This is a genomic window from Trichocoleus sp. ST-U2, assembly GCF_039961875.1.
Taxonomy (GTDB): domain Bacteria; phylum Cyanobacteriota; class Cyanobacteriia; order Cyanobacteriales; family FACHB-T130; genus FACHB-T130.
In genome coordinates this window covers 1-26,405 of the sequence record NZ_JAMPJY010000040.1, presented here as the reverse complement: position 1 = coordinate 26,405, position 26,405 = coordinate 1, and the positions used below count along the sequence as shown (strand labels likewise).

General features: G+C 47.8%; 21 protein-coding genes and 5 pseudogenes. 15 read left to right on the top strand and 11 right to left on the bottom strand.

Features of this window, described 5'->3' with window-relative positions; genetic code table 11:
• Positions 1-12: 12 nt before the first annotated feature.
• The 3 genes from NC996_RS21610 (at position 13) to NC996_RS21600 (ending at position 3,885) form a co-directional block, all read left to right on the top strand.
• Positions 13-1,077, top strand: a complete 1,065-nt coding sequence (locus NC996_RS21610; protein WP_190524932.1) for a BMP family protein — start codon at positions 13-15, stop codon at positions 1,075-1,077.
• 89 nt (positions 1,078-1,166) lie between these two features.
• Positions 1,167-2,675, top strand: coding sequence for an ABC transporter ATP-binding protein (locus NC996_RS21605; protein WP_190682869.1), 1,509 nt, complete (start codon positions 1,167-1,169; stop codon positions 2,673-2,675).
• 169 nt (positions 2,676-2,844) lie between these two features.
• Positions 2,845-3,885, top strand: coding sequence for an ABC transporter permease (locus NC996_RS21600; protein ID WP_190682866.1), 1,041 nt, complete (start codon positions 2,845-2,847; stop codon positions 3,883-3,885).
• Positions 3,886-3,892: 7 nt separating this feature from the next.
• On the opposite strand, the gene NC996_RS21595 is transcribed toward NC996_RS21600, so the two are convergent.
• Positions 3,893-5,089: a histidine kinase gene (locus tag NC996_RS21595; protein ID WP_190682863.1), complete on the bottom strand. Its 1,197-nt coding sequence runs from the start codon at positions 5,087-5,089 to the stop codon at positions 3,893-3,895.
• Between the two features lie 114 nt (positions 5,090-5,203).
• On the opposite strand from NC996_RS21595, the gene NC996_RS21590 reads away from it, so the two are divergent.
• Positions 5,204-6,901 carry a DUF2079 domain-containing protein gene (locus NC996_RS21590; RefSeq protein ID WP_190412156.1) on the top strand — a complete coding sequence of 566 codons (1,698 nt, stop codon included), beginning with the start codon at positions 5,204-5,206 and terminating at the stop codon, positions 6,899-6,901.
• Between the two features lie 576 nt (positions 6,902-7,477).
• The gene (locus NC996_RS21585; RefSeq protein ID WP_190412157.1) at positions 7,478-8,668 is read left to right on the top strand and encodes a glycosyltransferase family 4 protein; all 1,191 of its coding nucleotides are present in this window, start codon (positions 7,478-7,480) and stop codon (positions 8,666-8,668) included.
• A gap of 16 nt (positions 8,669-8,684) precedes the next feature.
• Here NC996_RS21585 and NC996_RS21580 read toward each other — a convergent pair whose 3' ends face one another.
• The 3 genes from NC996_RS21580 to NC996_RS21570 form a co-directional block, all read right to left on the bottom strand.
• Positions 8,685-8,837 (bottom strand): hypothetical protein, encoded by a 153-nt coding sequence (locus NC996_RS21580; protein ID WP_190412158.1) that lies wholly within the window; start codon positions 8,835-8,837, stop codon positions 8,685-8,687.
• Positions 8,838-9,070: 233 nt separating this feature from the next.
• The gene (locus NC996_RS21575) at positions 9,071-11,773 is read right to left on the bottom strand and encodes a TIGR03960 family B12-binding radical SAM protein (protein ID WP_190682856.1); all 2,703 of its coding nucleotides are present in this window, start codon (positions 11,771-11,773) and stop codon (positions 9,071-9,073) included.
• A gap of 116 nt (positions 11,774-11,889) precedes the next feature.
• Positions 11,890-12,228 carry an STAS domain-containing protein gene (locus NC996_RS21570; RefSeq protein ID WP_190429570.1) on the bottom strand — a complete coding sequence of 113 codons (339 nt, stop codon included), beginning with the start codon at positions 12,226-12,228 and terminating at the stop codon, positions 11,890-11,892.
• Between the two features lie 538 nt (positions 12,229-12,766).
• On the opposite strand from NC996_RS21570, the gene NC996_RS21565 reads away from it, so the two are divergent.
• Both NC996_RS21565 and NC996_RS21560 read left to right on the top strand, forming a co-directional pair.
• Positions 12,767-12,961, top strand: a complete 195-nt coding sequence (locus NC996_RS21565) for a hypothetical protein (RefSeq protein WP_190412161.1) — start codon at positions 12,767-12,769, stop codon at positions 12,959-12,961.
• Between the two features lie 156 nt (positions 12,962-13,117).
• A pseudogene (locus NC996_RS21560) lies at positions 13,118-13,872 on the top strand (aminotransferase class I/II-fold pyridoxal phosphate-dependent enzyme).
• On the opposite strand, the gene NC996_RS21555 reads toward NC996_RS21560, so the two are convergent.
• On the bottom strand, positions 13,860-14,243 hold the full coding sequence (locus tag NC996_RS21555) for a hypothetical protein (protein WP_190412162.1): 384 nt from the start codon (positions 14,241-14,243) through the stop codon (positions 13,860-13,862). The pseudogene NC996_RS21560 and the gene NC996_RS21555 overlap by 13 nt on opposite strands.
• A 178-nt stretch (positions 14,244-14,421) precedes the next feature.
• Here NC996_RS21555 and NC996_RS21550 point away from each other — a divergent pair.
• The 3 genes and pseudogenes from NC996_RS21550 to NC996_RS21540 all read left to right on the top strand — a co-directional run.
• A pseudogene (locus NC996_RS21550) lies at positions 14,422-14,514 on the top strand (tetratricopeptide repeat protein); the annotation flags it as partial.
• Between the two features lie 18 nt (positions 14,515-14,532).
• A pseudogene (locus NC996_RS21545) lies at positions 14,533-14,700 on the top strand (tetratricopeptide repeat protein); the annotation flags it as partial.
• 10 nt (positions 14,701-14,710) lie between these two features.
• The gene (locus NC996_RS21540) at positions 14,711-15,139 is read left to right on the top strand and encodes a DUF29 family protein (RefSeq protein WP_190682853.1); all 429 of its coding nucleotides are present in this window, start codon (positions 14,711-14,713) and stop codon (positions 15,137-15,139) included.
• 138 nt (positions 15,140-15,277) lie between these two features.
• On the opposite strand, the gene mutY is transcribed toward NC996_RS21540, so the two are convergent.
• The 3 genes from mutY to NC996_RS21525 form a co-directional block, all read right to left on the bottom strand.
• Positions 15,278-16,402 (bottom strand): A/G-specific adenine glycosylase, encoded by a 1,125-nt coding sequence (mutY, locus tag NC996_RS21535; protein ID WP_190682850.1) that lies wholly within the window; start codon positions 16,400-16,402, stop codon positions 15,278-15,280.
• Between the two features lie 30 nt (positions 16,403-16,432).
• A complete protein-coding gene (locus tag NC996_RS21530; protein ID WP_190412166.1) occupies positions 16,433-16,780 on the bottom strand; it encodes a DUF760 domain-containing protein in 348 nt (115 codons plus the stop codon).
• Positions 16,781-17,135: 355 nt separating this feature from the next.
• Positions 17,136-18,095: an RNA polymerase sigma factor, RpoD/SigA family gene (locus NC996_RS21525; protein ID WP_190412167.1), complete on the bottom strand. Its 960-nt coding sequence runs from the start codon at positions 18,093-18,095 to the stop codon at positions 17,136-17,138.
• Positions 18,096-18,824: 729 nt separating this feature from the next.
• Between NC996_RS21525 and NC996_RS21520 the strand changes: the two genes are divergently transcribed.
• On the top strand, positions 18,825-19,469 hold the full coding sequence (locus NC996_RS21520; RefSeq protein WP_190412168.1) for a histidine phosphatase family protein: 645 nt from the start codon (positions 18,825-18,827) through the stop codon (positions 19,467-19,469).
• A gap of 4 nt (positions 19,470-19,473) precedes the next feature.
• Positions 19,474-20,520: a glucokinase gene (locus tag NC996_RS21515; RefSeq protein ID WP_190682847.1), complete on the top strand. Its 1,047-nt coding sequence runs from the start codon at positions 19,474-19,476 to the stop codon at positions 20,518-20,520.
• An 88-nt stretch (positions 20,521-20,608) separates the two neighbouring features.
• Here the strand turns inward: NC996_RS21515 and NC996_RS21510 are convergent, their stop codons facing one another.
• Positions 20,609-21,943: an ABC transporter substrate-binding protein gene (locus tag NC996_RS21510; protein ID WP_190682844.1), complete on the bottom strand. Its 1,335-nt coding sequence runs from the start codon at positions 21,941-21,943 to the stop codon at positions 20,609-20,611.
• A 435-nt stretch (positions 21,944-22,378) separates the two neighbouring features.
• On the opposite strand from NC996_RS21510, the gene NC996_RS21505 reads away from it, so the two are divergent.
• The 3 genes from NC996_RS21505 to NC996_RS21495 all read left to right on the top strand — a co-directional run bounded on the left by NC996_RS21505 (position 22,379) and on the right by NC996_RS21495 (position 25,552).
• Entirely contained in the window at positions 22,379-23,152 is a 774-nt protein-coding gene (locus NC996_RS21505; RefSeq protein ID WP_190429827.1) for a YebC/PmpR family DNA-binding transcriptional regulator, read from the top strand.
• A gap of 203 nt (positions 23,153-23,355) precedes the next feature.
• Positions 23,356-23,811 (top strand): orange carotenoid protein N-terminal domain-containing protein, encoded by a 456-nt coding sequence (locus NC996_RS21500; RefSeq protein ID WP_190412172.1) that lies wholly within the window; start codon positions 23,356-23,358, stop codon positions 23,809-23,811.
• A 394-nt stretch (positions 23,812-24,205) separates the two neighbouring features.
• Positions 24,206-25,552, top strand: a complete 1,347-nt coding sequence (locus NC996_RS21495) for an FAD-dependent hydroxylase (RefSeq protein WP_190682841.1) — start codon at positions 24,206-24,208, stop codon at positions 25,550-25,552.
• Here the strand turns inward: NC996_RS21495 and NC996_RS21490 are convergent.
• Both NC996_RS21490 and NC996_RS21485 read right to left on the bottom strand, forming a co-directional pair.
• A pseudogene (locus NC996_RS21490) lies at positions 25,518-26,294 on the bottom strand (slipin family protein); the annotation flags it as partial. The gene NC996_RS21495 and the pseudogene NC996_RS21490 sit on opposite strands and share 35 nt — an antisense overlap.
• A gap of 21 nt (positions 26,295-26,315) precedes the next feature.
• Positions 26,316-26,405: pseudogene (locus NC996_RS21485) on the bottom strand (IS5/IS1182 family transposase); the annotation flags it as partial.

Below are 26,405 nucleotides of genomic sequence, written 5' to 3'. Positions count from 1 at the left end.
GAGGGCGATCGCATGATGGAATATAGTCGGCGCAAATTTCTCCTGTATGGTTCAGCTACCTTGGGTACCAGTCTATTGCTGAAGGCTTGCAATAGCAGTCCTACCCCGACAGAAACAGCAGCTAGTGGGGATACTTCTGCTAAAACGGGTAAGGATTTCAAAGTTGCTATCGTTTTGCCAGGGATTATCACAGATAAAGCTTGGAACCAGGCTGGCTATGAAGGCGTGACAACTGCCAAAGAAAAGCTGGGAGTTGAAATTGCTCACGTTGAGAAGGTGGAACAAGCGGATCAGGCAGAAGCTTTGTCAGACTTTGCGCGTCGTGGCTACAACTTAGTGTATGCCCACGGGGGACAATTTGATGCAGCAATTGAGCAGGTAGCAGCGCAATTTCCGAAGACGTTCTTTGTCGGTGTCAATGGTACGGTGAAAGGCGATAACATGGCGTCTTTGCGAATCGATCATTTGCAAACCAGTTATCTGTGCGGCATCATAGGTGCCTTGATGACAAAATCAAATAAAATGGCTTATCTAGCGGCTCAATCTTTTCAAGCAACTGATGAAGAATTGCGGGGATTAGAGTTAGGCGCGAAGTCTGTTAAACCAGATATTAAAATCGCTGCCAGTTACACAGGCGATTGGAATGATGCGGCTAAGGCGAAGGAAGCGACGCAAGCGTTGATTTCTTCAGGCGTTGATGTGATTTATCAGTGGCTGGATAATGCTTCTCCTGCGGTGCTGCAAACCGCCGCTGAGAAGGGAGTTTTTGCTTTCGGCAATACCACAGATCAACTGGATGTTGCGCCAAAGGCAGTATTAACCAGTGCGGTGAAGCGAATTGACTTAGCGATCGCATACTTAGCCGATCTTGCTGTGAAAGGCAATCTAAAAGGTGAGATTTATACAATTGGTTTGGAAAATCCTGAGATTCTCTATCTTGGTAAATTTGGGGCAATGGTGCCAAAAAATGTAGAGGAAAAAGCACTTAATACGAAGCAGGCAATATTAGCTAAGAAAGTTACATTTGAGGCGTGTAAAGAGGGGGGAAAGGATACTCGGTGTGTGAAGCAAGCTTAATTCAGTTGATATCTCTTCGCTTATCACCCGTCGGGGAATCAATTCCCCGGCGGTATATTGGCTAAGCCAATTAGCAAAAAATATTAAAAATGACTTATTTACGTCTTGAAGGTATTACCAAACACTTTGGCACCTTTCTCGCTAATAACAACATAAATTTGAGCGTTAGTTGCGGCTCGATTCATGCTCTGCTAGGCGAGAACGGAGCTGGTAAAACTACTTTGATGAATATCCTTTGCGGACTTTATCAGCCAGATTCCGGTCAAATCTACTTGCAAGGCAATCCTGTGCAAATTTCTTCAGCAAGTGACGCGATCGCGCAGGGGATTGGCATGATTCACCAGCATTTTATGTTGGTACCGCAACTGTCAGTAACCGAGAATATTATTCTTGGAACCAGCTTCGATTTGCGGCTAAATATAAAAGAGAAATCGCAGGCGATCGCGCAACTCGCTCAGTCTTATGGTTTAGATGTAAATCCATTTGCAAAAGTCGGAGATTTACCTGTAGGAGTTCAGCAACGGGTAGAGATTCTCAAGGCACTTTATCGCAACGCCAAGGTGCTGATATTGGATGAACCGACAGCGGTGCTGACGCCGCCAGAAGTAAAAATATTAGCTGCTATTTTGCGCCAACTTGCTAAAGAGGGACATACGATTATTTTTATCAGTCACAAGCTAGAAGAAGTGATGAATCTCTGCGATACTGTCACCGTGTTGCGGCGGGGTGCGGTGGTGACGACAACTAAAAACGCAGATACGAACACTCAAGAATTAGCACGTTTGATGGTAGGGAGAGAAATCTTACTTCATCTAAATAAATCTGCTCGTTCTTCTAGTGAAGTAGTGCTAGAAGTACAAAAGTTGCAGGTTGAGGATGAGCGGAATTTGCTGGTTGTAAAAGATATATCTTTTGAACTCCACGCAGGCGAAATACTAGGAGTTGCGGGTGTTGATGGTAATGGACAGCGAGAGTTAGCAGATGCGATTGCGGGTTTTCGTGCTATTAATTCGGGAACCATCCGGAGATCCCCCTCTAACTCCCCCTTTTTAAGGGAGAGGACAGGAAGAATTACAGCTTATATTCCAGAGGATAGGCAGAAAATGGGTTTGGTGATGGGGTTTAGTATTGCCAGAAATCTCATTCTCAAAGCTTTTATGTTTCTGCCATTTTGCCGCCGTTGGTTCCTCCAGTATGAGGTAATTAATCATCATGCGACTGAGGCGATGGAAAACTTTGATATTCGCGCTGAAAATCCATCGATTAAAGTTAGCCAATTGTCCGGCGGCAATCAACAAAAAGTGGTGTTAGCACGAGAACTTTCTGGCAACCCAGCTTTAATTGTGGCAATGCAACCGACACGCGGTTTAGATGTCGGTGCGACAGAATATGTACAGCAGCGCTTATTAGCTGAACGAGAACGAGGTGCGGCAATTTTATATGTTTCGACAGAATTAGAAGAGATTATGGCAATGAGCGATCGCATTGCCGTCATGTATGAAGGACAATTCGTGGATATCTTAGATGCTGCCACTGCCACAGTGGAACAAGTTGGTTATTTAATGACTGGTGGTATTTCGGCGGGTGTTGAAGGGTAGCGATCGCTGCTAAGTTCAACTGTTGCCTGACGGCTGAAATCGTAGCTACACAAATAAAGACCGCCTGCGCGATCTAAAATACAAAAATTATTCTCAGCCTGCGTAGGCAGGCTTAGTTTGTATAGCCCCAGACTTCAGTCTGTGGGAGTCTTGGCGAAGTCCCACAGTTATGACAACAAATCGGATTCAACCTGTACTGCTGCCAATTTTATCGCCAGTAGTAGCGATCGCATCCGCCCTCATCGTTGGTGCTATCCTCATCTTGCTGGCAAAGGCGAACCCCATCACCGCCTACGGCATTCTATTTAAAGAATCTCTCGCAGATTACTACGGCTTTGCCAATACGATCGCCAAAACCGCACCCTTATTATTAGCGAGTTTGGGGGTGCTGGTGCCTTTGAAGGCGGGTTTATTTAATATTGGCGCAGAAGGGCAGATTTACATGGGGGGACTCGGTACCGCCTTGGTAGGGTTGTATCTGCAAGGATTACCTCCCTTGATTCACGTACCACTGGCGCTGCTGGGGGGATTTTTACTAGGGGGAGTTTGGGGATTAATTCCCGGTTATCTGAAAGCGGTGCGCGGTGTAAATGAGGTGATTACCACGCTGCTACTCAATTATGTGGCGCTGAACTTTGTTGGATATCTGGTAAATAATCCCTTGAAGGCACCAGGTGCGCCGAGTGCCTTTTCTCCTTTAATTGCAGAATCTGCTCGATTACCGATTATTTTGCCGCAAACTCAAGCTCATGCGGGGATTTTTATCGGATTACTCGCTACAGGATTGTTGTGGGTATTGCTGACGCGATCGCCTTTAGGATACCAAATCGAAGCCGTCGGACAAAATCCCACAGCCGCTCGTTACGCGGGGATGTCGGTAGAACGCACCATCATCGCTGTGATGGCATTCGCTGGAGGATTCGCGGGATTAGCGGGTGCAGGCGAAGTCATGGGCTTGAAATATCGACTATTCGACCGTTTTTCACCGGGGTATGGATTTGATGCGATCGCGATCGCTCTCCTCAGTCGTGGTAATCTCGCCGGTATCGTCCTTACTTCCCTATTCTTCGGTATCCTCCGCAGCGGCGCAAACGTCATGCAACGCAGCGCCAACGTTCCCGTCACCGTCGTTTACGCCATCCAGGGTTTAACCGTTTTGTTCATTGCGATTAGTTTTGCAGTTGAACGTCAAATTAAGCTAAAGAGTTAATTTTTAATTATCTGTAAACTGGTAGCGTGAAGTGAAAAATACTGCCCTTATCGAGATTTGAGTCTACCCAAATCTGCCCATAATGCGCCCGAATAATCCGCTGGCATAAGCCAAGACCAATCCCATACCCGTCTCTTTCTTGGTCTCGCTCTAGGCGATAGCGATCTTCAAAGATGCGCTCTTGATTCTCCGCAGGGATACCAAAACCCGTGTCGCCAACGCTCACCTGAATTTTCTGAGTCGTGCGGTGCAGCATTGCAACTTGAATCTTGCCACCTTCCGGCGTGTACTTAATCGCGTTATCCAGAAGGTTGACTATCACTTGGCGCACCCGTTCTTCATCCGCATAGACATAGGGCAAATCCTGGGGAATATCGGTTTCCAAAGATTGAGATTTCCCCTGACACCGAGCTTTCAGTGAATTAATGACCTCATGACAAAGTGCCCCCAAGTCCAACTTATGCGGTTGAATATGCAATTGGGCACTCGTACCCCTGGCGGCTTGCAGAATATCTGCGATCATCCGATCCATCACGCGGATTTGGGTACGAGCCTGCTTGCTTAACTGCTCGGTCAGTGCTGGTGTTAGCTTGGCGTGTCTGTTGCTATTGTTTGAATTTAAGCTTAATTCCAAGGTTTCCATTGCTAGAGAGGCGGCTGTGAGGGGACTCCGCAGGTCGTGAGCTAACATAGCGAGTACCCGGTCTTTGAACTGTAGCTGCTCCAGCAGTTCTTCTTTTTCTTTCTTGAGGCGAAAAATTTCGTCAGACAGTTGAATCAGTTCTGCGGAATGAGCAACAGACCGAATCGCTGAGGTTTCTGCGGTGGTCGGTGAATCTGTCTCCCGTTCCTGTGCTAAAGTCTCCTGATATTCTTCGGCACACAGCTGCCAGCGAGGCCAACAATTCTTCAATTGAGCGATCAAATTACTCCCAGCTAGCGTCTGTCGGGGTTCCGGATGAATCTTGATCAAAGCTGGGGTTGCCACCAGTTTAAAGTGTTCGGCTAAATACGGCTGCTCTCCGACCTCGACCATCTGAAGTTCAAAAGGAACCTCGGTCTTTAAGCTCTCCAGATACGTTTGGATTTGCTGGATCTGTTTACGCGAACTCGGACGCTCATCGACAAACAGCAGTAGCTGTAGCGATGCTTCAGAATGGGTAGGTTTTTCAAGAGCTGCCTTTATGTAATCTGGTTTCAGCACTGGGAACCAACCGATGACACTTTAATTCTTAGGGGTATTGACTGAGAGTGGACGAGAAGCGAAGATCCGCTTTCAATTTAATATCTATTTAACATTTATAAACGATTGTGAGTGATGTTGTTGAAATTACACAAGCAGCCAGCGTTACGGATGGTGATGGGTGCAGCGATCGCATTTTTTTTGTTTGCTCTCTTTTTGACCCTGCATCGGCACTTCACCTTTTATTCCTCCTACGATCAAGGCATCTTTAACCAAGTCTTCTGGAACGGCATTCACGGTCGCTTCTTTCAGAGTTCTCTTTCCTCGCAGCTTTCTACCAACGTCGTTCACAATGGCGAAGTCCCAGAAGTTTTTTATCACCGCTTAGGGCAACACTTCACCCCAGCCCTTTTGCTGTGGCTACCCTTGTATGCCCTATTTCCGTCACCCGCAACGCTCACTGTTTTACAAGTTACGCTCGTAACCGCTGCCGGTTTGGTTCTATACGTCCTTGCTCGACAGCATCTGGAACCGGGGATTTCTGCCCTAATTACTATCAGCTTTTATGGCGCTAACGCCGTTCTTGGCCCTACCTTAGCTAATTTCCACGATATTTGCCAAATTCCCCTCTTTACCTTTGGATTGCTCCTGGCAATGGAAAAGCGCTGGTGGTGGCTATTTTGGGTGCTGGCGGTTTTGATTTTGGCGGTTCGGGAAGATTCGGGCGTGAGCCTGTTTAGTATCGGGTTTTACATGATCCTGAGCAAACGCTATCCCAAGGCGGGTCTTGCCGTCTGTACTCTCAGTTTTGCTTACATGATTGTCCTCACCAATCTGATCATGCCGCTGTTCTCCGAGGATATTTCTCAGCGGTTTATGATGGAGCGGTTTGGGCAATATGCGGATGGCGAAGAAGCTTCTACGCTGGAAATTATCTGGGGAATGGTAAGCAACCCTTGGCGGCTTATCGTCGAGCTGTTTTCACCCTTCTTTGGCACGATTAAGTATTTATTAGGTCAATGGTTGCCCTTGGCTTTTGTGCCAGCAATTTCTCCTGCTTCTTGGATGGTAGCGGGATTTCCCCTCTTGAAACTTTTATTAGGGAAGGGACAGTCGGTTCTCGCCATTAATATTCGCTATGCGATGACAATCGTGCCGGGGCTATTTTACGGGGCGATTCTCTGGTGGGCAGGGCAAAGCGACTTTAGAATTTGGATAAGAGATTTTAAAGGGGGGCGAAAAGCTCAGACATCAGACATTGGTGAGGCTGAGGTGCAACCTCATCATCCCAAATCAGTATCGCGGTCGTTTCGGCGCTTTTGGGTTATCTGCCTCTGCCTTTCAGTATTTTTTACATTCACCTCTAACCCCAATCGAACTTTTTACTTTTTGATTCCAGATTCTATTCAACCTTTGGTTTACGTCCCCGTAACGCGGCAGTGGGAACATGTTAGCCAAGTTCGCCCTTTATTGGCTCAGATTCCGCGTGACGCTAGTGTAGCGACTACCACCCATCTCGTTCCCCATCTTTCGGGTCGCCGCGAAATCATCCGCTTTCCGTCTTTGCAACTCCGCAATGATGCTGGTGAAGTGGTGAATGTGGATTACATTATTGCTGATTTGTGGCAAGCACAGCAGTATCAAGCTGCTTTCAACGAAGAACGCGGATTATTGCAACAGAGTGTTCCCGCGATCGATCGGCTATCTGGTAGTGGGGAGTATGGCATCATTGACTTCAAAGATGGCGTTATCTTAATGCAAAAAGGAGTTGTCTCGAACGCGCAAGCGATCGCGGCTTGGCAGGCATTTCGCCAACAGATTTCTCTAACTTAAATTCGTTTTTTGTCCCATCTAGCGGCAGACTATGCGATCGCACGTACCGAGCAATTCCATATCAACCCGGCAACATCCGCATTCCCACGGAAGTCAGAGATGTTCCCAAATGGCAATATAGATGGCAAATAATGCCTTCTTTTTCACTATTAAACCAATGGGGAAGAGCATCGTTCTGGGGTGCTTAATTAATCTGAGGATTATTGTGGAAAAACCGGATAGGCAATTGAAGTGTCTTTTAGAGTTTATTTAGGGGAAAACTTTGTTCTTGAAATGTCTATTCGCAGTACCTCAAGAGCTAGCGGTAGGTTGAAAGCGATTGAGGTATAGAGCCAGAAAAGGGATAAATTCTTGGCTTCACATTTCATAATTTATTCTTTTCTTACTTCTTATTGTATTAACTGTTTATCCCTCAAATAAAAGCAACAATAGAAATAGATTGAGTGTTTATGTTTGCTCAGGGTTAAAAGATTATTTAAATCTATCACACCCTCATTGTCCCAACTAGGAGACTATAATTTTTAGAACTATGTCGATCTGTAGCGATTTGTAACTGAATTGAGGGGATTGGGGGAAATGAAGATTCTAGTCCTGACTTGGGAATTTCCGCCGCGCATTGTCGGAGGAATTGCCCGCCATGTAGGGGAGTTATATCCAGAACTGATAAAACTAGGGCATGAAGTCCACTTGCTAACAGTGGAGTTTGGTCACGCGCCGCTGTACGAGGTGGTAGATGGCGTCCACGTGCATCGGGTGCCAGTGGGCTACGGTTATGACTTCTTTCACTGGGTCGTGAATTTGAACCAGAGCATGGGGATTCACGGCGGGAAGCTGATGATGGAAGATGGCCCGTTCGATTTGATCCATGCCCACGATTGGTTGGTGGGAGATGCCGCGATCGCTCTCAAGCACAATTTTAAAGTGCCCCTGATTACGACGATTCACGCCACCGAATTTGGTCGTTACAACGGCATCTACAACGACGACCACCGCTACATTAGCGGTAAAGAAAAACTTCTCGCCTATAACTCTTGGCGGATTATTGTTTGTACCAACTATATGCGCCAAGAAGGAGAACGAGCGCTAGAAACTCCTTGGGACAAAATGGATGTAATTTACAACGGCATCCGACCGGAAAAGAAACCACGCTGGCACGAGTTTGATGCATTGAACTTCCGTCGCCAGTTTGCCGACGATCGGGAGAAAATTGTCTATTATGTGGGTCGAATGTCCCACGAAAAGGGCGTTTCCGTGTTGTTGAATGCTGCCCCGAAAGTCCTTTGGGAAATGGGGGGCAATGTCAAATTTGTGATTATTGGCGGCGGCAATACTGACCCCCTGAAGCAGCAAGCTTGGAATTTAGGCATTTGGGACGACTGCTATTTCACCGGCTTTATGTCAGATGCCGACCTAGATAAATTCCAAACGGTTGCTGACTGCGCTGTATTTCCCAGCCTCTACGAACCCTTTGGCATTGTTGCCCTAGAAAGCTTTGCCGCCCGCGTGCCCGTTGTGGTATCAGACACGGGGGGTTTACCGGAAGTCGTGCAACACACCAAGACTGGGGTTGTTACCCAGACGAACAACTGGGATTCTCTCGCCTGGGGCATTTTAGAAGTGCTAAAAAATCCAGGTTACGCCCAGTGGCTAGTTGACAACGCTTATGAAGATTTAGAGCGTCGGTTCAGCTGGTCGAAGATAGCGAAACAAACTGAAGCAGTTTATCAAAGAGTAGTGCAAGAGCGATCGCACACTCACTGGGCTTAATCATCATTGGACTTAATCAAAAGTTGAAGGTTTGTTCTTCGTTCCCAAACTTAGCCAGAGAACCAGAATTTGGATACTCTGGATCGCAACTATCGCTAAAATTCAACAATTCCAGCCATCCGAAGCTGACCGGCTTGATTTGCCTGCCAGACTTTCTCGCTGGTTCCATCCAGGCAAATCAGCCAACCTTCATCGTAAACTCAGGTATCGATACAGACAGATGGCGTAACCGAGATTGACTGGCACGCCACTTCTTTAGCTGGGGTGTCCGCCAGCAACCATCGTGTTTTGCCGGAAAAGTGGGGCGCTGGGTTGTTCAACCGTTCCCAGAACAACATAAACTCAGGTTGTTCCGATAGCGGTAGGTGAATGTTGCCAAGGGTAGGAATCCCGATTCGGCAATCAATCCTTCAGAAGCAGCTGACGTCGGTGAGCGTGCAACAGCTGAAACTCCCGCCCCGTCACTTGCTCCAACATCAAGACGATATGCTCCGGTCTTAGTACAGTTCCATCATTTTGACAACTGCCCAAATAGCGCAGAACAACGCCTTCTGCCGCTTTTTCTTGGCAAGCTAATGGGATATTGCCCTTCGCTTCGCTGGCGCTTCTTTGAGGTTCATTGACCTCTAATTCAAATAAGCGATCGCGCAGATTTATCTGTTTCTTCTTCCCAGACTTCGTCGTTTGCTCAATTAAAATGCTCTCACTGGCTTTAATCGCCTCTACCCAGCCTTCCCACTCCTCTAGTGACGCCGACTCAACCGCTGCCACTGCAATTAAATACTCGGCTTTTTCCAACAACTGAGTCGCGGAAGGAGCCTTCAAATCAACATCTGCCACCCGATAAACCGGGATATCAGATGGCAACTGGGCAGCTAACTTCTCCTGGAATGTCCCCACATCCATCGCCTGGGTTAGCTCAAAGTCCACAATTTCACCTTCACTGGTTGATCCCAATGACAGCGCACTCGCTGGAGAAATGCGGGGACTGGGATGAAACCCGCCCGTAAAAGCAACAGGCAATGCCGCCCGTCGCACAGCACGGTCAAATAGGCGCACCAAATCTAAATGGCTCACCAGCGCCATATCGCCCAGCTTACCCAACCAAACCCGCAACCGCTGTACCCTATCTGTATTCGGCGTGAAGTGTCCGGCAAATTCTGGAATGGGCAGCGGCTTGATGACAATATTGTGCCCAAAGTCAGACCCGCAAATGCCACAGTGAGAACAGCCTTCAAAAGAGCAATCCGGCACTATCGCAGCTTCTAAAGCCCGTTTCAGGTCAGCGATTAGCCAGTTCTTATCAATTCCCGTATCGATATGATCCCAAGGCAACGGCGCATCGAATTGGGGATTGGGAATGGGGGATTGGGAATCGTCAATCGGTAGCGGTTGATGCCGATTCTCCATCCAGTTCCATTCACCATTTTCAACAAGGCGGTATTTCCAGGTTAAGCCAGATTCTGCGATCGCTTGTCCCCAAGCAGCAAAAGCTCGTTCCACACTATCAAACCAGGCATCCATCCCCGCGCCCAGTTCCCAAGCGCGACGCAGCACTGACGCCAGACGCCTATCGCCCCGTCCAATAAAATCTTCCATTGCCGAAAGTCGAACATCGGTGAAGTTTACCTTCACTCCCCTCATCCCGCGAAACTCGTCGCGGAGAAGTTTCTGCTTCTGTTGAAACTCAGTTGTAGAGACAGAGTGCCACTGGAAAGGGGTGTGAGGCTTCGGCGTAAAGTTGGAAATTGTCAGGTTGAAATGCAGACGCTTTCTGCCTTCAGTCCGACACTCTTGGTGTAGCCAACGGATTGTTTCGGCAATGCCGATAACATCGATATCCGTCTCTCCAGGCAGACCAATCATAAAATACAGCTTAATTTTTTCCCAACCCTGCTCGTAGGCGGTTTTCACGCCCCGCAGCAATTCTGCGTTCGTCAACCCCTTGTTGATAATGTCCCGCATCCGCTGAGTTCCAGCTTCCGGCGCGAAAGTCAGCCCACTTTGTCGCGTCCCGCCCAGAATATTCGCGATATCTTCATCAAATCGGTCTACCCGTTGACTGGGTAAAGAGAGAGAAATATTTTCATCTTTGAGGCGATTTTTGATTTCCATCCCCACCGCCGGTAGAGATAGATAATCCGAACAACTCAAGGAGAGTAGGGAAAACTCGTTATATCCCGTCGCCCGCATTCCCTTTTCAATTGCCTCTACGACTTCCTGCGGTTCCACATCCCGCGCCGGACGAGTCAGCATTCCAGGCTGGCAGAAGCGACAACCGCGAGTACAGCCGCGCCGCACTTCAATGGTCAGTCGGTCGTGGACTGTCTCTACATAAGGCACTAGCCCGATGGAATAAGCTGGCAGGGGGGCAGCAACTCGCCGTAAAATCCGCTGGGGTACATCCGGGCGATTAGGATGGACTGAGCCATCTTCTGCCATGTCATAGAACTGAGGCACATATACGCCGGGTACTTGTGCCAAATTCAACAATAGTTGTTCTCGACTGAGGTGAGCTTTTTTGGCTTTTTCCACTACCCAGCCAATTTCTGGCAGCACTTCCTCGCCATCTCCCAGAGCCAGGAAATCGAAAAAGTCTGCGTAAGGTTCGGGATTCGAGGTTGCGGTCTGTCCCCCAGCAAAAATCAGGGGATAATTCCAGAGAAATTCTTCACTTTCCCCTGCGTCTGTGCTGGTGAGCCTTTCTCGCCACGTCAGAGGAATCCCGGCCAAATCAAGCATTTCCAGGATATTGGTGGCTCCTAGCTCGTAGCTGAGACTAAAGCCCAAAATGTCAAAATCTGTAAGACTTCGCCGCGATTCCACGGCAAATAGGGGCGTCTGTGTTTCTCGGAGTTTCGCCGCTAAATCTGGGGCTGGTAGATATGCGCGATCGCACAGCTGCCCCAATTGAGCATTCAATATGTTGTAGAGAATAATATGCCCAAGATTCGATGCACCCACTTCATAGATTTCTGGGTAGGTCAGAACCCACCGTACTGCCGCCGCTTCCCAAGGTTTGTGGACGGCTCCTAGCTCGTTTCCCAAATAACGAGCTGGTTTCTGTATCTCTGCTGTAAGTAGTTTCTCGACTGCGATCGCCACTGCAAAACGCTCCCTGCTTCCAGTGCCTCAGATTCAACCCTAGCACCAATTCAGGATTAGCACTCAGCAACAGCGCTCAACCTCTCAGTTTTTCCTTTAGAAGTATTTCCTTGTTCCTATACTCCAATGTTTGCTTCCAAGGCGGCAGGACTTTCTAAAATTTCAAAGACTCCGTCAAGTTGAGCCAGTTCAAAAATCATCCGAATGGAGGGCGACACTGAAGAGAGGCTAAACCGCCGTCCTAGACTGTGTGCTAAACGGTGAGCCGAAACAAACGCCATCAAGCCAGCACTATCGAGGAACTCTACTTGCGCCATATCAACTAGCACAATGGATTGATCGGGTGAAGAAACAGCTGCTGTCAGTTGACCTTGGAACTCAACCGCATTCGATGCATTGATATGACCTTGGGGGCGAATAACTGCAACGTTGGGGCGAACTAGCGTATTTTGCATGACAATATCCTGTTTCAACTCTAAACAAAAATTTGTGTAATAGCTTCGACAATAAACGGTAAATATGATATTGCCTACCCCCTTTTAGGTAATTTGCTAAATCTTCATTAGTTACCTCCTTTTATATAAAGTTTTCAATAAGATTGCCTGAGAACGTGTTCTCTAATACGGACTTTCTATAAGTTCTATATTAAGAAAATCCTTCTATCCATCTTTTACAATCGCTGCATCTAACCAAAGACGGATGTATTCTTTGTATAATCCTATGCGAAGCGCATTTCTGCAAGGCAGGGGCTTAGGTCTTTAAACAGACATCCGCAGCTATTCTTCACACGATTAAAACTCATCAACGATAATATTATTGCTATTAAGCATCAACTCCGAAGCTTCATGGAGTTGTCGGAAATCATTTAAAAAATTAGCGGCAATTGTGGCGAACCTCACAGTGATTTAGATCACTTTACAGTCTAGTTTTAGATCACTGGTTCATCTATATATTCAAACGATAATTTTTAAATGCGGAGTTCTATCGGTTTTTATGAGAACTACATACGCGATTCGTCAACTGGTAGAAAAAGCTCTCTATATTAAGAAATTAACTCCAGATATAGAGAACGAAATAAATTATGAATTGACCAGAATGGGTCACATTTCTGACGTTGATTATGAGGCACTGGAATTACTCATGTCAGAGATGGATGCCGGTCGAATTCAACTGGTACCAAGTGCATGAAAGACATTAAAAATTTAAGGCAGATTTAGTCGATGGCACGAGACAATACTTGTGCCGTTGGAATCTTTCTAAACCAATCTCTCATCCGTTTGACTCACCTGGCGGTCAACTGTCTAATTGTTTGCACTTGCTCTTTTTTTCAGTTGTTAAATCGTCGTGCAGTTTGCCAAACGTTTAGAAAAGACCCCGTCCTACCTATTTGCCAAGATTAATCGCAAGCAGCATGAAACGGTCGCCAAAGGGTGGACATCATCAACAGTGGAGCTGGCGATCCAGACCGTCCGACGCCAGCGCATATTGTCCAGGCGATGCATGAGGCGATTAACGAGCTTTCGACTCATAACTATCCCCCCGATCGGAGAACTAAAGAATACCGCAAAGCTGCTGCGGATTGGATGGAACGCCGCTTGGGTGTCGCTGGCTTAAATATAGAATTTCAAAGTTTATCTAAGTCTTACAAGATGACCGCCGGGTGGGTTGGTTTTGTTGTGGGGAATCCTACCGAAATTAAGGGACTGGGACAAGTTAAAACCAATGTAGATTCTGGCATTTTTAAGGCAATTCAACGAGCAGCGATCGCTGCCTATGAAACATCAGAAGAAGAACGCCAAGCGGTGATGTCAGTTTACCAAAACCGTCGTAATATCATCGTCGAAGGATTGCAATCTTTAGGATGGCCTATTGAGCCTCCCAAAGCAATTCTCTATATTTAGGTACCCGTCCCCAAAGGTTATACTTCAACGGAATTTGTCACCCTGTTACTGGAGAAATGCGGTCCGATCGTGCCCCTTGGAAACGGGTCTGGTGCTGCTGGGGAAAGCTTTTTTCGGATTGCTCTCACCGTGGCAGATGAACGGATGCCGGAAGCGATTCAACGCATCAGAGATGCTGAAATTCGCTACGAAGCCTGAAAATCACTCTGATTGGCTTGCCAAACTTGGCGGACAAACCAACTGAGTTGCCGATGGGCCTCAGAGGCGTCTGCTGTCGCATCTGGGGCGTCCAGTTGCATTAACAGGGGAATCACCTCGGTATCCAGTGCTGGTCGAAACAACGTTACAGGCCATACTAAATCGGCACCCTGACGCAAATCGTACAGCGTTGGTAACACGTTGGCATTATCGTCTGAAACGATAGTAAGCATCAAAGGACGCACCCAGCATATCTGCCGTGAATCGACAACTTGTATCACGTCAGCGTACAGACGAGTATTTTCATGGTCTAAACAAACAATCTGACAAGGCTGAAAGTTAGGGGCGGAACCGCTTGAGGCTTGCTTCACAATCAAGAATGGCTAGCGCGAGTTGCTTCTTTATTGTACGAAGTTGGTTGGGTGGTCTCAGAAGCCCCGGCGATTAGAAATCGTGGCTATACAAACGAAACCCGACGAAAGCGGGTTAAGAGGGCGATCGCTTTGACTTTAGTTCGGTTGATTTACCTCTGAAGGTGATGAGAAAGCCGAACCGTTATACAAGCAAGCATTGGAAATGCGAAAACGCCTGTATGGAGAGAAGCACCCTGATGTAGCTAAAACCCTCAACCACCTAGCTTAGCTCTGCGAATTTCAAGAGCGATATGATGAGGCTGACACCTTTTACAACCAATCCTTAGAGATTTTTGAGGGATGCTTAGGGACAGAGCATCCAAGAACCATTAAGGTGCGTAAAAAGCTGGAACGTTGCCACTCCTATGCAGATGAGCGATCGCTTCAAAATTCAATAGAAACAACTGAGGATTAAATCAGCCGTTATGGAAGAACTATTAGACCTTAAAGAATTGCTACTAAAGGGTGACATCCAAGGATCGTTAGCGATTGTAGAAGAACTCGAAGAAATGAGCCGAAACGATATAGTTAAGACGATTCGTAGTTATGCAGTGATTCTGCTACTGCATCTAATTAAACAGCAAGCTGAAAGTCGCACAACTCGTTCTTGGGAAGTCTCGATTCGCAATTCTGTTCGAGAAATTCAGAGGGAAAATAAGCGTCGTAAAGCAGGAGGTCACTACCTAGCGCCAGAAGAGTTGGTTGAAACCCTAGAAGAAGCCTACTTGAATGCTATTGATGAGGCTTCCCTAGAGGTAGAAGAAGGACGTTATGAGCCAGAAGAATTAGAACAACTCATTAATAAAAAAGAGATTCTAAATTGTGCCTTGGCTTTAATCTTACCGCCAGCGTAAAGTCGTCTGGAAGTCAGAATGATACTAAAAATTTTATAAAAAAGATTGAGTGCGATCGCACTCTTCCCTATTCCCTCTTTTCTTTGCGTCCTTTGCGTCCTTTGCGTTTTTGCGGTTCGTAAATCGAATTAGAAAATTCTAAGCCTGCCGCAGGGCATCGATAATTTGGATATTCGCTTTAGGAAAGGGAAACTGATCGATTTCGTCCAGTGTCACCCAGCGGATTTCATCGGATTCGATCGGTTGGGGAATGCCTGTGAGGTGGCGACAGTGATGGACGTTGAGGGTGACGCGGAAGTGGGTATAGCTGTGGTCAATGGTGATGAGATGTTTGCCCACTTCAATTTCAATGCCCAATTCCTCCTGAATTTCTCTTTTAATGCATTCCTCGACAGTTTCACCCGGCTCTAATTTGCCGCCAGGGAATTCCCAAAGACCTCCCAGAAGACCGTTCTGGGGTCTGCGATCGATGAGAATTTCTTTCTGCTCGTTCCAGATAACGGCAACGCCGATGTTTTTGTGGGGGATGGGGGAAGAGGTTTCGCGCATGGGTAAAGTTGACTGAATATTCAAATTGTATGCGCGACAGTGGGACATCCAGGGACATCTGTTGCAGGCTGGGTTGTGGGGAGTGCAGATAGTGGCTCCCAAATCCATCAGCGCCTGATTAAAATCTCTGGGCTGTTCGGGGTCGAGGAGGCTCTCTGAGAGCTGCCAGAGTGGTTTTGTTGCTTTTGTTGGTGGCATTGGCAATGCTACCAGCCGCGCTAAAACCCGCTTGACGTTGCCATCTAGAATCGCCACGGGTTGATTGAAGGCGGCGCTGAGGATGCCCCCGGCGGTGGTGCGTCCAATCCCGGATAAAGCTAAAACGTCTGATAGGTGGGTAGGAAAAATTCCGTTGTGACTTTGGATAATTTCCTGAGAGGCTTTGTGCAGATTACGGGCACGGGCGTAGTAACCGAGTCCCTGCCAAGCTTTGAGGACTTGCTGCAAGTCAGCAGCGGCGAGGGTTTCAATTGTGGGAAATTGGGCTAACCACCGCTGGTAGTAAGGAATAACTGTTTTTACCTGGGTCTGCTGGAGCATGATTTCCGATACCCAGATGGCGTAGGGGTCGGGGTGGTGACGCCAGGGGAGGTCTCGACCGTTTTGGGAGTACCAGGCTAGAAGCGATCGCCTAAACTCCAAAATAGCAGAACTCGGCAGACTGACTTCCCAGTCTGCCGAGCCGCTTTGTTGCTGCAATTGCAGTACAATCATCGGAACTGGCGCTGATGCCGCTCAATTTGCCTATTCAGCATCAGATACATTGACTTCAGTAGCACCTGTCAAGGCATTTTCAAAGGTCATTCTTTGTTCGGCGTTCCGCAAGAAATAGCCGCTAATCATCGCCGAAGCCAGCATACGCCCTAAGTTTTCACGATTGGTGGTGATCGTTACACCAAAATGTTCTGGTGGTAGGTGCCCCAACAGCCCAACAATATTGCGTTCCATCACCTGAAATACTTCCTGAGACGCGGGTTTGGAAAGCTGAGTAATCGTCTCTGGACTCATGGATTGGACGTATTGCCAAAGCAAGTTGCCGCCTTCCGACTCACCTTCAAAGAACTCTGAGACTCGATTTGACGGGTTGTTCACTTTGTTTCTCCGTACTTTCTAGAGGCAGCTACTCTCAAATCCTTGTACCAGGGTAGATCGCTGCTCAATACTTGTTTTATCGCTCGCCTCGGAAACTAGCTCCGAGAGTTGTAAATCCTTCTAATACCCTTAATTTAGCAGGCTCCTTCCGGGGTCACAGTGGGCAGAACCGAACTTTAAACGGCGGATTCTTTTACCTTTATTAAGTGCTGAGAAAGTTCATACTCAAAACTTAAAACTGGCTACTCAGTCTTCAGTCCTCAGCCCTAACTCCTCAGCCCTGACTCCTAATCCCTGACTCCTCAGTCCTCAGCCCTCAGTCCTCAGTCCTAACTCCTCAGTCCTGACTCCTCAATTAGCTAGCCGCAATATATTCCCGCATATCGGCTTTGCGCTTGCGAAGCTTGGAGAGGGCTTCCCGTTCGATTTGCCGTACTCGTTCCCGACTGATGTTGAGAAGTTCGCCAATTTTTGCCAGCGTCATGGCTTGTCCATCGGCTAAACCAAACCGCAGCGCTAATACCTCGCGTTGTTGAGGCGTTAAGTCTGACATTAGTTTTTCTAAGTCAACTTGGAGGGAAGATTGAGTTGCGAAGTCTTCTGGGGAAGGGCCGGTGTCTTCCAGTAGTTCTACCAGTTCTGTATCCTGATTATCTCCGACACGCAGATCCAAAGAAAGGGGTTGACGCGCCCGTTCTAGGTACTCCCGAACTTGCTTGGGGGTCAATTCTAGTTCGGCGGCGAGCTCGCCGACGGTAGCCGCTCGTCCCAGGTTTTGAGCAAGTTGGCGCTGAGCTTTCTTAATTTTGTTGAGTTTTTCGGTGATGTGAATGGGGAGGCGAATGGTGCGTCCTTTTTCTGCGATCGCGCGAGTAATCGCCTGCCGAATCCACCAATAAGCATAAGTGGAAAATCGGTAGCCTTTGGTGGGATCAAATTTTTCGACGCCCCGTTGCATTCCCATTGTGCCTTCCTGGATCAAGTCCAAGAGGTCTACGTTACGTTTGATGTACTTTTTGGCAACCGAGACGACGAGCCGCAAGTTGGCTTCGACCATCTTGCGCTTGGCGATTTCACCCACTGCGATCGCCTGCTGTAACTCTTTCTCTGACAACCCAGTTGAAGAAGCCCACGCCTCGTCGGTTGGCTCGTGTCCTAACTGCAACAAGAGTGAATTTTTTACTTCCTGCAAGGTGGCTAAGCGCTGTACTTGTTTTCCATAAAGGATTTCCTGCTCGTGAGTAAGCAGGGGAACGCGCCCAATTTCTCGCAAGTAAGCACGGACGGTATCTGTAGAGGTCTGAGCAGTTTTCATAGCGCTGAGTCTTGAATCAGAGCGATAATTTAAAGCGATCGCAATTGTAAACTATTGTAACCTTTCTGAAAGGAGCTGTGTCTATCCCAAGAGGGGGGTTCCTGTGCCGTTTCCTTCAACATCAGCTAGTAAAAGGGTACCCACGAATCCATCGGATAATTGCATCTTGAGAAACAAAATGAGAAAAATCTTGCAGATGCTTACTGACACTCAGCGACATTGATAGGTGGGGGTAGGACGATGCTCGCGGCACCTTGGTCTCTAGGAAAAAGTATTACGAAGCGTTAGCAACTCCAATTGAGCAATTGCTCTCATCAGTGAGGGACGCGATCGCGGTATTACATTATTGCACCAGGTCCGAGAGCGAAAAGCCGAAAAATAGGGATTTTCTTAAGCAAAAGGATGACTTTCTGGGCGCAAAGTGCCAGAAAACCTGGTAATCGCAGTTTGAGGAGAATCCGGTCTGTCTATTCCGCCTGGAAAACTTGGGAGAAACGACTGAGATTGATTTTGCAGAGTATATTAAATTGGCAGCTTGCTCAAGAGGCTGCGATCGCCATCGCCTTATACCATTTTGGATTTTAGATTATAGAAGACGAGCTAGCGATAGCGAAGCGCTGACTTGTCAGTTCGCGTCTGAAGCCAGCAGCCACTTCCAACAATTGATTGGCGGCGACCTTTAGGTGAAATCGTATCCGGCTTGCTCTTTGCTCATTATCACCTAAACCCATGACCCAAACCGTCTGGATTGCAAGACACGCCAACCGCCTCGACTTCGTGAACCCCGACTGGTTCTTAACCGCCGAACGTCCCTACGATCCACCCCTGTCTGAGGACGGCGTGGAACAAGCCAAACAACTCGCGCAGCGCCTGAAGGGAGAAAAGATTGCCCATATTTTTGCCTCGCCCTTCCTGCGAACGGTACAAACGGCGCACCAAGTTGCACAAGTGCTGAATTTACCCATCAAACTTGAGTCTGGCTTAAGCGAATGGTTAAATCCTCACTGGATGCCAGCGATGCCTGAAAGATTGTCAATGGAAGCATTGCACGAGCAATTTCCCCAAATTGACCTCAGTTACACTTCTCGCGTAATCGCGAATTATCCCGAAACTGGGGAAGAAGTAATGGAACGCTCTGGGGAAGTCGCAAGACGCCTTGCATCTGAGTTTTCCGAAGATATCTTATTGGTGGGTCACGGTGCATCAGTGCTGGGTGCAACTCTCGGTATCCGGGGGGGTACAGCCGAAACTGAAGTAAACGCCGCGCTGTGTTGTTTGGTTAAGCTGGTGCGCGATGGTGAAGAATGGGTGATGGAACTCAATGGGGATGTCTCCCACTTGAGTCAAACTGAAAAAGTCATCCGGTTTAATTAAGGTTATGGGATTGTTACTAGCAGGGGATATCGGGGGTACTAAGACAATTCTGCGCTTGGTGGAAGCGTCTGATTCTGGGGCATCATTGCAGACTCTGCATGAGGCGACTTTCCCCAGCGGCAACTTTCCCGATTTGGTGCCAATGGTGCGGCAGTTTTTGACGGCGGCGGCTGGAGAACTAGGCGAGACACCGAAACCGGAAAAAGCGTGTTTTGCGATCGCGGGTCCTGTTGTCAACAACACCTCTATCCTGACAAATCTATCTTGGTCGCTTGATAGCAAACGGCTGGAGCAACAATTGGGAATCGCTGCGGTTGGTTTAATCAACGATTTCGCCGCAGTTGGCTATGGTGTCTTGGGTTTAACTGGATCAGACTTGTACACTTTGCAAGCTGGCAAGCATCAGGAAGACGCCCCGATTGGCGTGATTGGTGCGGGTACCGGCTTAGGACAAGGGTTTTTAATCCGCTTAGCATCCAACGCCCATAAAGTTTTCCCCTCGGAAGGCGGACACGCTGACTTTGCACCTCGCTCGGAGTTAGAATTTCAGCTATTGAAATATCTGCTCGATAAGCACAATATTCAGCGAATTTCAGTCGAGCGAGTGGTTTCCGGTCTAGGCATCGTCTCAATTTACCAGTTCCTAAGAGATCGGAAAATTGCTGAGGAATCGTCAGAAATTGGGCAGATGATTAGAAACTGGGAACAAGAGATCGGGCAGAAAGACAAGACGATCGATCCCGCTGCGATTATTGGTAAAGCTGCTTTGGAAAAGCGCGATCGCTTGTGCGAACAAACGATGCAAATCTTCGTGGAAGCTTACGGTGCCGAAGCCGGGAATCTTGCCATCAAACTATTACCTTATGGCGGTCTTTACGTTGCTGGTGGCATCGCCGCCAAAATTCTGCCGTTGATTCAAGAAGGCAGTTTCCTCCATGCCTTTCTGAACAAAGGTCGCGTGAGTCCGTTACTCGAAAGAATGCCGGTGCATATTGTGCTAAATCCGCGAGTGGGACTGATTGGAGCCGCCGTCTGTGCTGCTAGATTGTAGCCAGTGTCAATAATGGGAAACGCTTTCGGATTGCCAAGAGGGGATACTTTGGCGTCTTTACAAATTTGCTGTACCGAAAGCGTTTAAATTACTTAAAAATCAAATCTAGCCGCTGCTGGGCGTTTTTGAGTGCTTCCTGGGGCGAACTTTTGCCGAGTAAGACAGATTCCAGCGCTCTGCCGACATTTTCGGAAACCCGATTATAACCCGTGAAGATAGGACGCGATCGCCCATACTTTGCCTGCTCTAAAAACACTTTCACCGCCGGTTGTTCGGCGACAAAGGCTTGATATTTGGCACTTTGCCGCGCCTTCAGATTTACGGGTAGGTAGCCGGTACCGAGTGCCCATTCGGTCTGAAATTCCTCTCCCGCAACATATTCAGCAAACGTCCATGCCGCTTTTTCTCGGTCTGGGGTTGTTTTTAAAATAAACAGATTCTCGCCCCCCGTCGCCGTAGCTTGTTCTTTTTGCGCTGGGATAGGGAAAACGCCAAAATCAACGCCGGTGGCTTTCAGTTGCCCCAGCGTCCAAGGGCCAGTTAGTTGCATTGCGACCTTTCCAGCAAGGAAGTTATCTGTCTCATAGCCTCTTTCTGGTAGAGACAAAATGGTTGAGCCATCTTCAATTAAATTGCGCCAAAATTGAAGAGCAGCGATCGCGCCTTGATTGTTAGCTAAAGCGATCGCAGAGGCTTCTTGCCCTTGAGTATTTCCCAACTCACCGCCACCACTCCACATAAATGGCAACCAGAGGAATACAGCAAATTCTCCCTTTCCTAAAGGCAAAAACATCCCGTGTTGGTCGATGCGCTTGTCGCCATTCGTATCGCGGGTTAAAGTACGAGCAACTTGCCGCAATTCGTCCCAAGTTTTGGGCAACTCGGTGATTCCCGCTGCCTTAAACAAACTGGGACGATAAAAAACTCCGACATTATTCGTCCCAAACGGCACCGACCAAGTATGACCCGCGTACTGCATTGATTCAAACAACGCGGGGTCAATTTCGTCGCGGACGGGGGATTGCGCCAGCCAATTTTCCATAGGCGCGATCGCATCCAATTCTACTAACTGACCCGTCAGCGTTGCGTTAAACCACAACAGATCCGGCGGCGCATTTCCCACTACCGCTGCCAAAATCTTCGGTAACTGCTGATCCGCTTGTCCCACATAAAGGGATTCCACCTGAATCTTCGGATGCGCCTGATTGAACTTGTCCACCAGCGACTGCAACACATCCCGATTCGGCGGCGGATTCACCCCTTGCCACAACGTCAGTCGGATGACATCCGCGGCTTCCGAACGCCCCGACTGTAGCTGACATCCTGCCAATCCTAACAGAACAATGCTTAATAGCAACCCCCGGCTCAAAAAACTCCACAGTTTTTGGAAAAAATTACTAGACCCGTTAAATCCAACTGACATAATTGAATGCCCAATTTTGAACCGAAACAGCTTTAAAATACTCATCATCAGCGACTAAAAGCCATCTTTTTGCTTAAAAACAATTGGTTTTTGCAAATATTTTTTACACTTATAATTTTCTTGCTTAAACTAAAACATCTGCTTGATTGATTTAAAGTAAAGCTTTAGCTATTGGCTACGCAGGGTATAGAAACAAGATTAAGAGGATGTCTGAGAAGTGTCAAAAGTTGATTTTATCCTCCCAGTCCCCCTTAAAAAGAAGGAATAAGTTTCTCAAAGGCCCCCAATTTATCGGGAGATTTAGGGGGATCTCTACCGTTTAAGCGTCTCGATTATGACTTTTCAGACATCCTCCTAAGCGGATAGGCTTGGTATGAAGTACGGTTGATTTTTGTTTATCCTATGTTTGGACGATCGTATAAATAATTTCAGTCTATGGCTGGACATAGTAAGTGGGCAAATATTAAGCGTCAGAAGGCGAGAGTGGATGCAGTGAAGGGCAAAACCTTCACCCAGCTAGCTCGCGCGATTATTGTGGCAGCTCGCAGTGGTATACCCGACCCAGCAGGTAATTTTCAACTCCGCACGGCGATTGATAAGGCGAAGGCGGCTGGGATTCCGAATGAGAATATTGAACGAGCGATCGCGAAAGGTGCAGGGACTTGGGGTGCAGATGGCGCTCAGCTAGAAGAAATTCGCTACGAAGGTTATGGTTCCGGCGGCGTGGCGATTTTGGTGGAAGCGCTCACCGATAATCGCAATCGTACTGCCGCTGATTTGAGAGCGGCTTTTAGCAAAAATGGCGGTAATCTCGGTGAAACCGGCTGCGTCTCGTGGATGTTTGAGCAGAAAGGTGTCTGTATCCTGCAAGGAGTGGTTGACGAAGAGGAGCTATTGGAGGCGTCTCTGGAAGGGGGTGCTGAGTCCTACGAACTGACACAGGAGGAGGATACGGAGGGAGCCGACGTGTTTACCTCTGTGGCAAATTTGGAGAACCTAGAGCGAACCTTAAAGGAGAAAGGCTTTAAAGTCACCGAGGTGGAACTGCGCTGGATTCCTAATAATACGGTGGAAGTTGGCGATTCACAGCAGGCGCGATCGCTCCTCAAATTGATTGACACCCTAGAAGGACTCGATGATGTGCAAAACGTTACCGCTAACTTCGAGATGGCGGATGAGCTGATGTCTCTGAGTTTAGTGAATGGCTAATTGATGGGAATTCTGTTTTCCCTGCCTTAAGAGCGATCGCGTGTCTCTACATCCGTCTTCAGGCGCGATCGCTATCTCTGTCTTAAGCGAGGTTAATCTCCGGTCGCCAGCTTATTAAATCTTAATATTGAGGCAAAACGAACTTGTTTCAGCGGCTCAGTTTTCTGAGCTGTCATTAAAGCAAAACAATCGGAGATTCATAAATGACATTTACTACCAACGACACCAGCAAACAAGCCTTACAAAAGTTTCAGGGCTTTGATGTAGATACTCAGCTTGCCATCCTGTGGTTCGGCTACCTCGACATCAAAGACCAACTGACACCAGCAAATGCCACTTCTGCCCAAGAAGAAGCTGCCGCCTTATACCATGCAATCCTGGCAATGCCCAAGGAAGAACAGCTACAGGCGCAACGCGACATCGCTTCACGAGCCGATACTGATATTAGCCGTGCCTATAAAGCTGTAAGTTCTAGCTCTAAGCTGGATGTGTGGCTCCGGTTAGCACAAGGCATGGACAAAGGTGAAATCATTACGGTGCCTTCTGACTATCAACTGCCCGAAGAAACCAACGATTTTGTTGCTCAAATCAAGCAACTGGACTTTGAAGAGCGGATTAATTTCACCCGCAGTGCTGTAATCGAAATGGGTGCTAAGTAGTCTGAAGTTGTGCCCTTTGAGAGTATGAAATCAGTCTTAAACATTGCACCGATTTTCAAAACACCTCTTCTAGAGACCGCTAATAAGAAAGAGGAAGCTTCTTCAGATGCCTAACCTTTAGCAAGCTTCCTCGTTATGCATCCCCCACTAATTGTTTTGCAATTAGTGGGGTAATTTTTTATTCTACCAAACTGCATCCAGAGCATCGGTGTGTTGTCCTCTCCCTAACCCAATACTTGTTGGCGTCCAAAAACCGAATCCCCAGCCACCAAGGGCAAGGAAAGAGCCTGGGGATTCGGTTGTTTACTAGACATCGCGCTTCTCAACTTGATTGCTCCATCTGTTCGCGTCACAATAGTAAATATTCTTATTGTTTTGACTAATTTTGTTAACAATGGCGCTGGAACAGACCGTTCAAACAATTTCGTCGCCGCAGACATCGGCAGCTCCACAAGGCTTTGACTATGACTTAGCGATTGTGGGCGGTGGAATTATTGGGGCAACTCTCGCTTGTGCCTTAAAAGATTCTGGGCTGCGGGTAGCGTTAATTGAGCGATCGCCCCAGTCTGCTGCTGTTGCCATCGGACGCGCTTATGCCATATCCCTCATGTCGGGGCGCATTTTCGAGGGTTTGGGGGTTTGGGATAAAATACTGCCTCAAATCAATGCATTTCAACAAATTCGCTTATCTGACGCCGATTACCCCGGCATCGTGCAATTTTCTCCCCAAGATTTAGGGACAGAAAGGCTAGGGTATGGGGCGGAACATCGGGTGCTGCTGACGGCTTTGCAGGATAGCTTGAGAGATTGCCCGAATGTGTCTTGGTTGTGTCCGGCGGAAGTGGTAAGTGCAGACTATCAAGCTGACGCGGTAGAGATCGAAATTGCTGTCAGAGGGGAGATCCCCCACTCTAAAATTCAATCTTCTCAAGCCTCGGAGATCCCCCCCAATCCCCCCTCAAACAGCGGGGGCGATCAGGGGAAGCAAACATCCAAAATCAGAACGCGCTTGCTGGTAGCGGCGGATGGGGCGCGATCGCCCATCCGCGAAGCCGCTGGTATCCGCACCCAAGGATGGCATTACTGGCAATCCTGTGTGGTGGCAACGATTAAACCAGAAAAACCCCACCAGAATATCGCCTACGAACGCTTTTGGCCTAGTGGCCCGATGGGGGTTCTACCGCTACCGGGGAACCGCTGCCAAGTTGTTTGGACTGCCCCGCATACAGAAGCGAAAGCTTTGAAGGAAATTGACGAAAAAGAGTTTTTGGCGGAACTGGAACGACGCACTGCTGGACTGTTGGGGCGTCTAGAACTAGAAGGCGATCGCTATGTTTTCCCGGTGCAATTGATGCAAAGCGATCGCTACACGCTTCCTCGACTCGCCTTGATTGGTGATGCTGCCCATTGTTGCCATCCAGTGGCGGGACAAGGCATGAATTTGGGGATTCGGGACGCAGCAGCGATCGCCCAAGTTTTAAAATCTGCCCATAATTTAGGTGAAGATATCGGGGATATACAGGTACTTAAACGTTACGAACGCTGGCGTAAACAAGAAAACCTGACCATTTTAGGTTTTACCGATTTCCTCGATCGGATGTTTTCTAATAATTGGTTGCCAGTCGTGGCAATTCGCCGCTTAGGTTTATGGATGCTGCGACGAATTCGTCCCGTTAAGACCTTTGCTTTGCAGCTAATGACAGGGCTTAGAGGGCGTCATCCTGAACTGGCTTCTCGGTAAAAATTACCTCTGGTTGAAAAGGACGTACCTCGGATTGGTTGCCATTTGAGATTCCTGCGGTTAAATTCTTTGCCGCTTGCATGATATCGGATGGCATCATAATCACTGTCGTCGTGTTATTTTCTGCCCCAATTTCTGTCAGCATTTGTAGACGCCGCAACTCCAATACAGCGGGGTTTTTCATAATCATTTGAGAAGCTTCAGCTAACTTAATTGAAGCTTCCTGTTCTGCCGCTGCTTTAATGAGCCTGGCTCGTTTTTCTCGAATAGCTTCCGCTTCTTTTGCCATTGCCCGTTGCATCGCTAGGGGAATTTCCACGTCTTTCATTTCCACCCGTTCAATCACAATCCCCCAAGGTTCTGTGATTTCATCGACTATTTCTTGGACTTTGGTGTTAATTTTATCGCGGCTTTGTAAGACATCATCCAGGATATTTTGACCAACCACATTCCGTAAAGTCGTCAATGCGATTTGGTAAACCGCCATATTGTAATCTTCAACCCGATTGATCGCCTTTGACGGGTCAAGAATTCGGTAATACAGAACAGCATTCACTTTAATCGTAACGCTGTCCGCTGTAACGGTTTCTTGGGGTTCGATATTCACTGTTTTTGTGCGGACATCGATCTGCATTTTTTGATCGATCCAGGGAATAATCCAATACATCCCTGGCCCCATAACGCCCTTTGTTCTACCCAGTCGAAAGATGACGCCGCGTTCGTATTCTCGATCTAGTTTAAGAGCTGATTTATAAAGTTGATATTAAGAGGCGAGACGGCTGAGCATCAGTCGTACCATAGCGCCATAAATCATGGCTTCACTGACCTCTGGCAGTAGTTCATAATCCTTACT

Excerpts from the sequence above, each read along its gene's own strand:
- NC996_RS21495 (WP_190682841.1), top strand. The coding sequence starts at position 24,206 with ATGGCGCTGGAACAGACCGTTCAAACAATTTCGTCGCCGCAGACATCG.
- NC996_RS21605 (WP_190682869.1), top strand. The coding sequence starts at position 1,167 with ATGACTTATTTACGTCTTGAAGGTATTACCAAACACTTTGGCACCTTT.
- NC996_RS21570 (WP_190429570.1), bottom strand. The coding sequence starts at position 12,228 with ATGCAAAATACGCTAGTTCGCCCCAACGTTGCAGTTATTCGCCCCCAA.
- NC996_RS21600 (WP_190682866.1), top strand. The coding sequence starts at position 2,845 with ATGACAACAAATCGGATTCAACCTGTACTGCTGCCAATTTTATCGCCA.
- NC996_RS21565 (WP_190412161.1), top strand. The coding sequence starts at position 12,767 with ATGAGAACTACATACGCGATTCGTCAACTGGTAGAAAAAGCTCTCTAT.
- NC996_RS21580 (WP_190412158.1), bottom strand. The coding sequence starts at position 8,837 with ATGGAACCAGCGAGAAAGTCTGGCAGGCAAATCAAGCCGGTCAGCTTC.
- NC996_RS21585 (WP_190412157.1), top strand. The coding sequence starts at position 7,478 with ATGAAGATTCTAGTCCTGACTTGGGAATTTCCGCCGCGCATTGTCGGA.
- NC996_RS21520 (WP_190412168.1), top strand. The coding sequence starts at position 18,825 with ATGACCCAAACCGTCTGGATTGCAAGACACGCCAACCGCCTCGACTTC.
- NC996_RS21525 (WP_190412167.1), bottom strand. The coding sequence starts at position 18,095 with ATGAAAACTGCTCAGACCTCTACAGATACCGTCCGTGCTTACTTGCGA.
- NC996_RS21540 (WP_190682853.1), top strand. The coding sequence starts at position 14,711 with ATGGAAGAACTATTAGACCTTAAAGAATTGCTACTAAAGGGTGACATC.
- NC996_RS21590 (WP_190412156.1), top strand. The coding sequence starts at position 5,204 with ATGTTGTTGAAATTACACAAGCAGCCAGCGTTACGGATGGTGATGGGT.
- NC996_RS21500 (WP_190412172.1), top strand. The coding sequence starts at position 23,356 with ATGACATTTACTACCAACGACACCAGCAAACAAGCCTTACAAAAGTTT.
- NC996_RS21515 (WP_190682847.1), top strand. The coding sequence starts at position 19,474 with ATGGGATTGTTACTAGCAGGGGATATCGGGGGTACTAAGACAATTCTG.
- NC996_RS21610 (WP_190524932.1), top strand. The coding sequence starts at position 13 with ATGATGGAATATAGTCGGCGCAAATTTCTCCTGTATGGTTCAGCTACC.
- mutY (WP_190682850.1), bottom strand. The coding sequence starts at position 16,402 with ATGATTGTACTGCAATTGCAGCAACAAAGCGGCTCGGCAGACTGGGAA.
- NC996_RS21505 (WP_190429827.1), top strand. The coding sequence starts at position 22,379 with ATGGCTGGACATAGTAAGTGGGCAAATATTAAGCGTCAGAAGGCGAGA.
- NC996_RS21510 (WP_190682844.1), bottom strand. The coding sequence starts at position 21,943 with ATGTCAGTTGGATTTAACGGGTCTAGTAATTTTTTCCAAAAACTGTGG.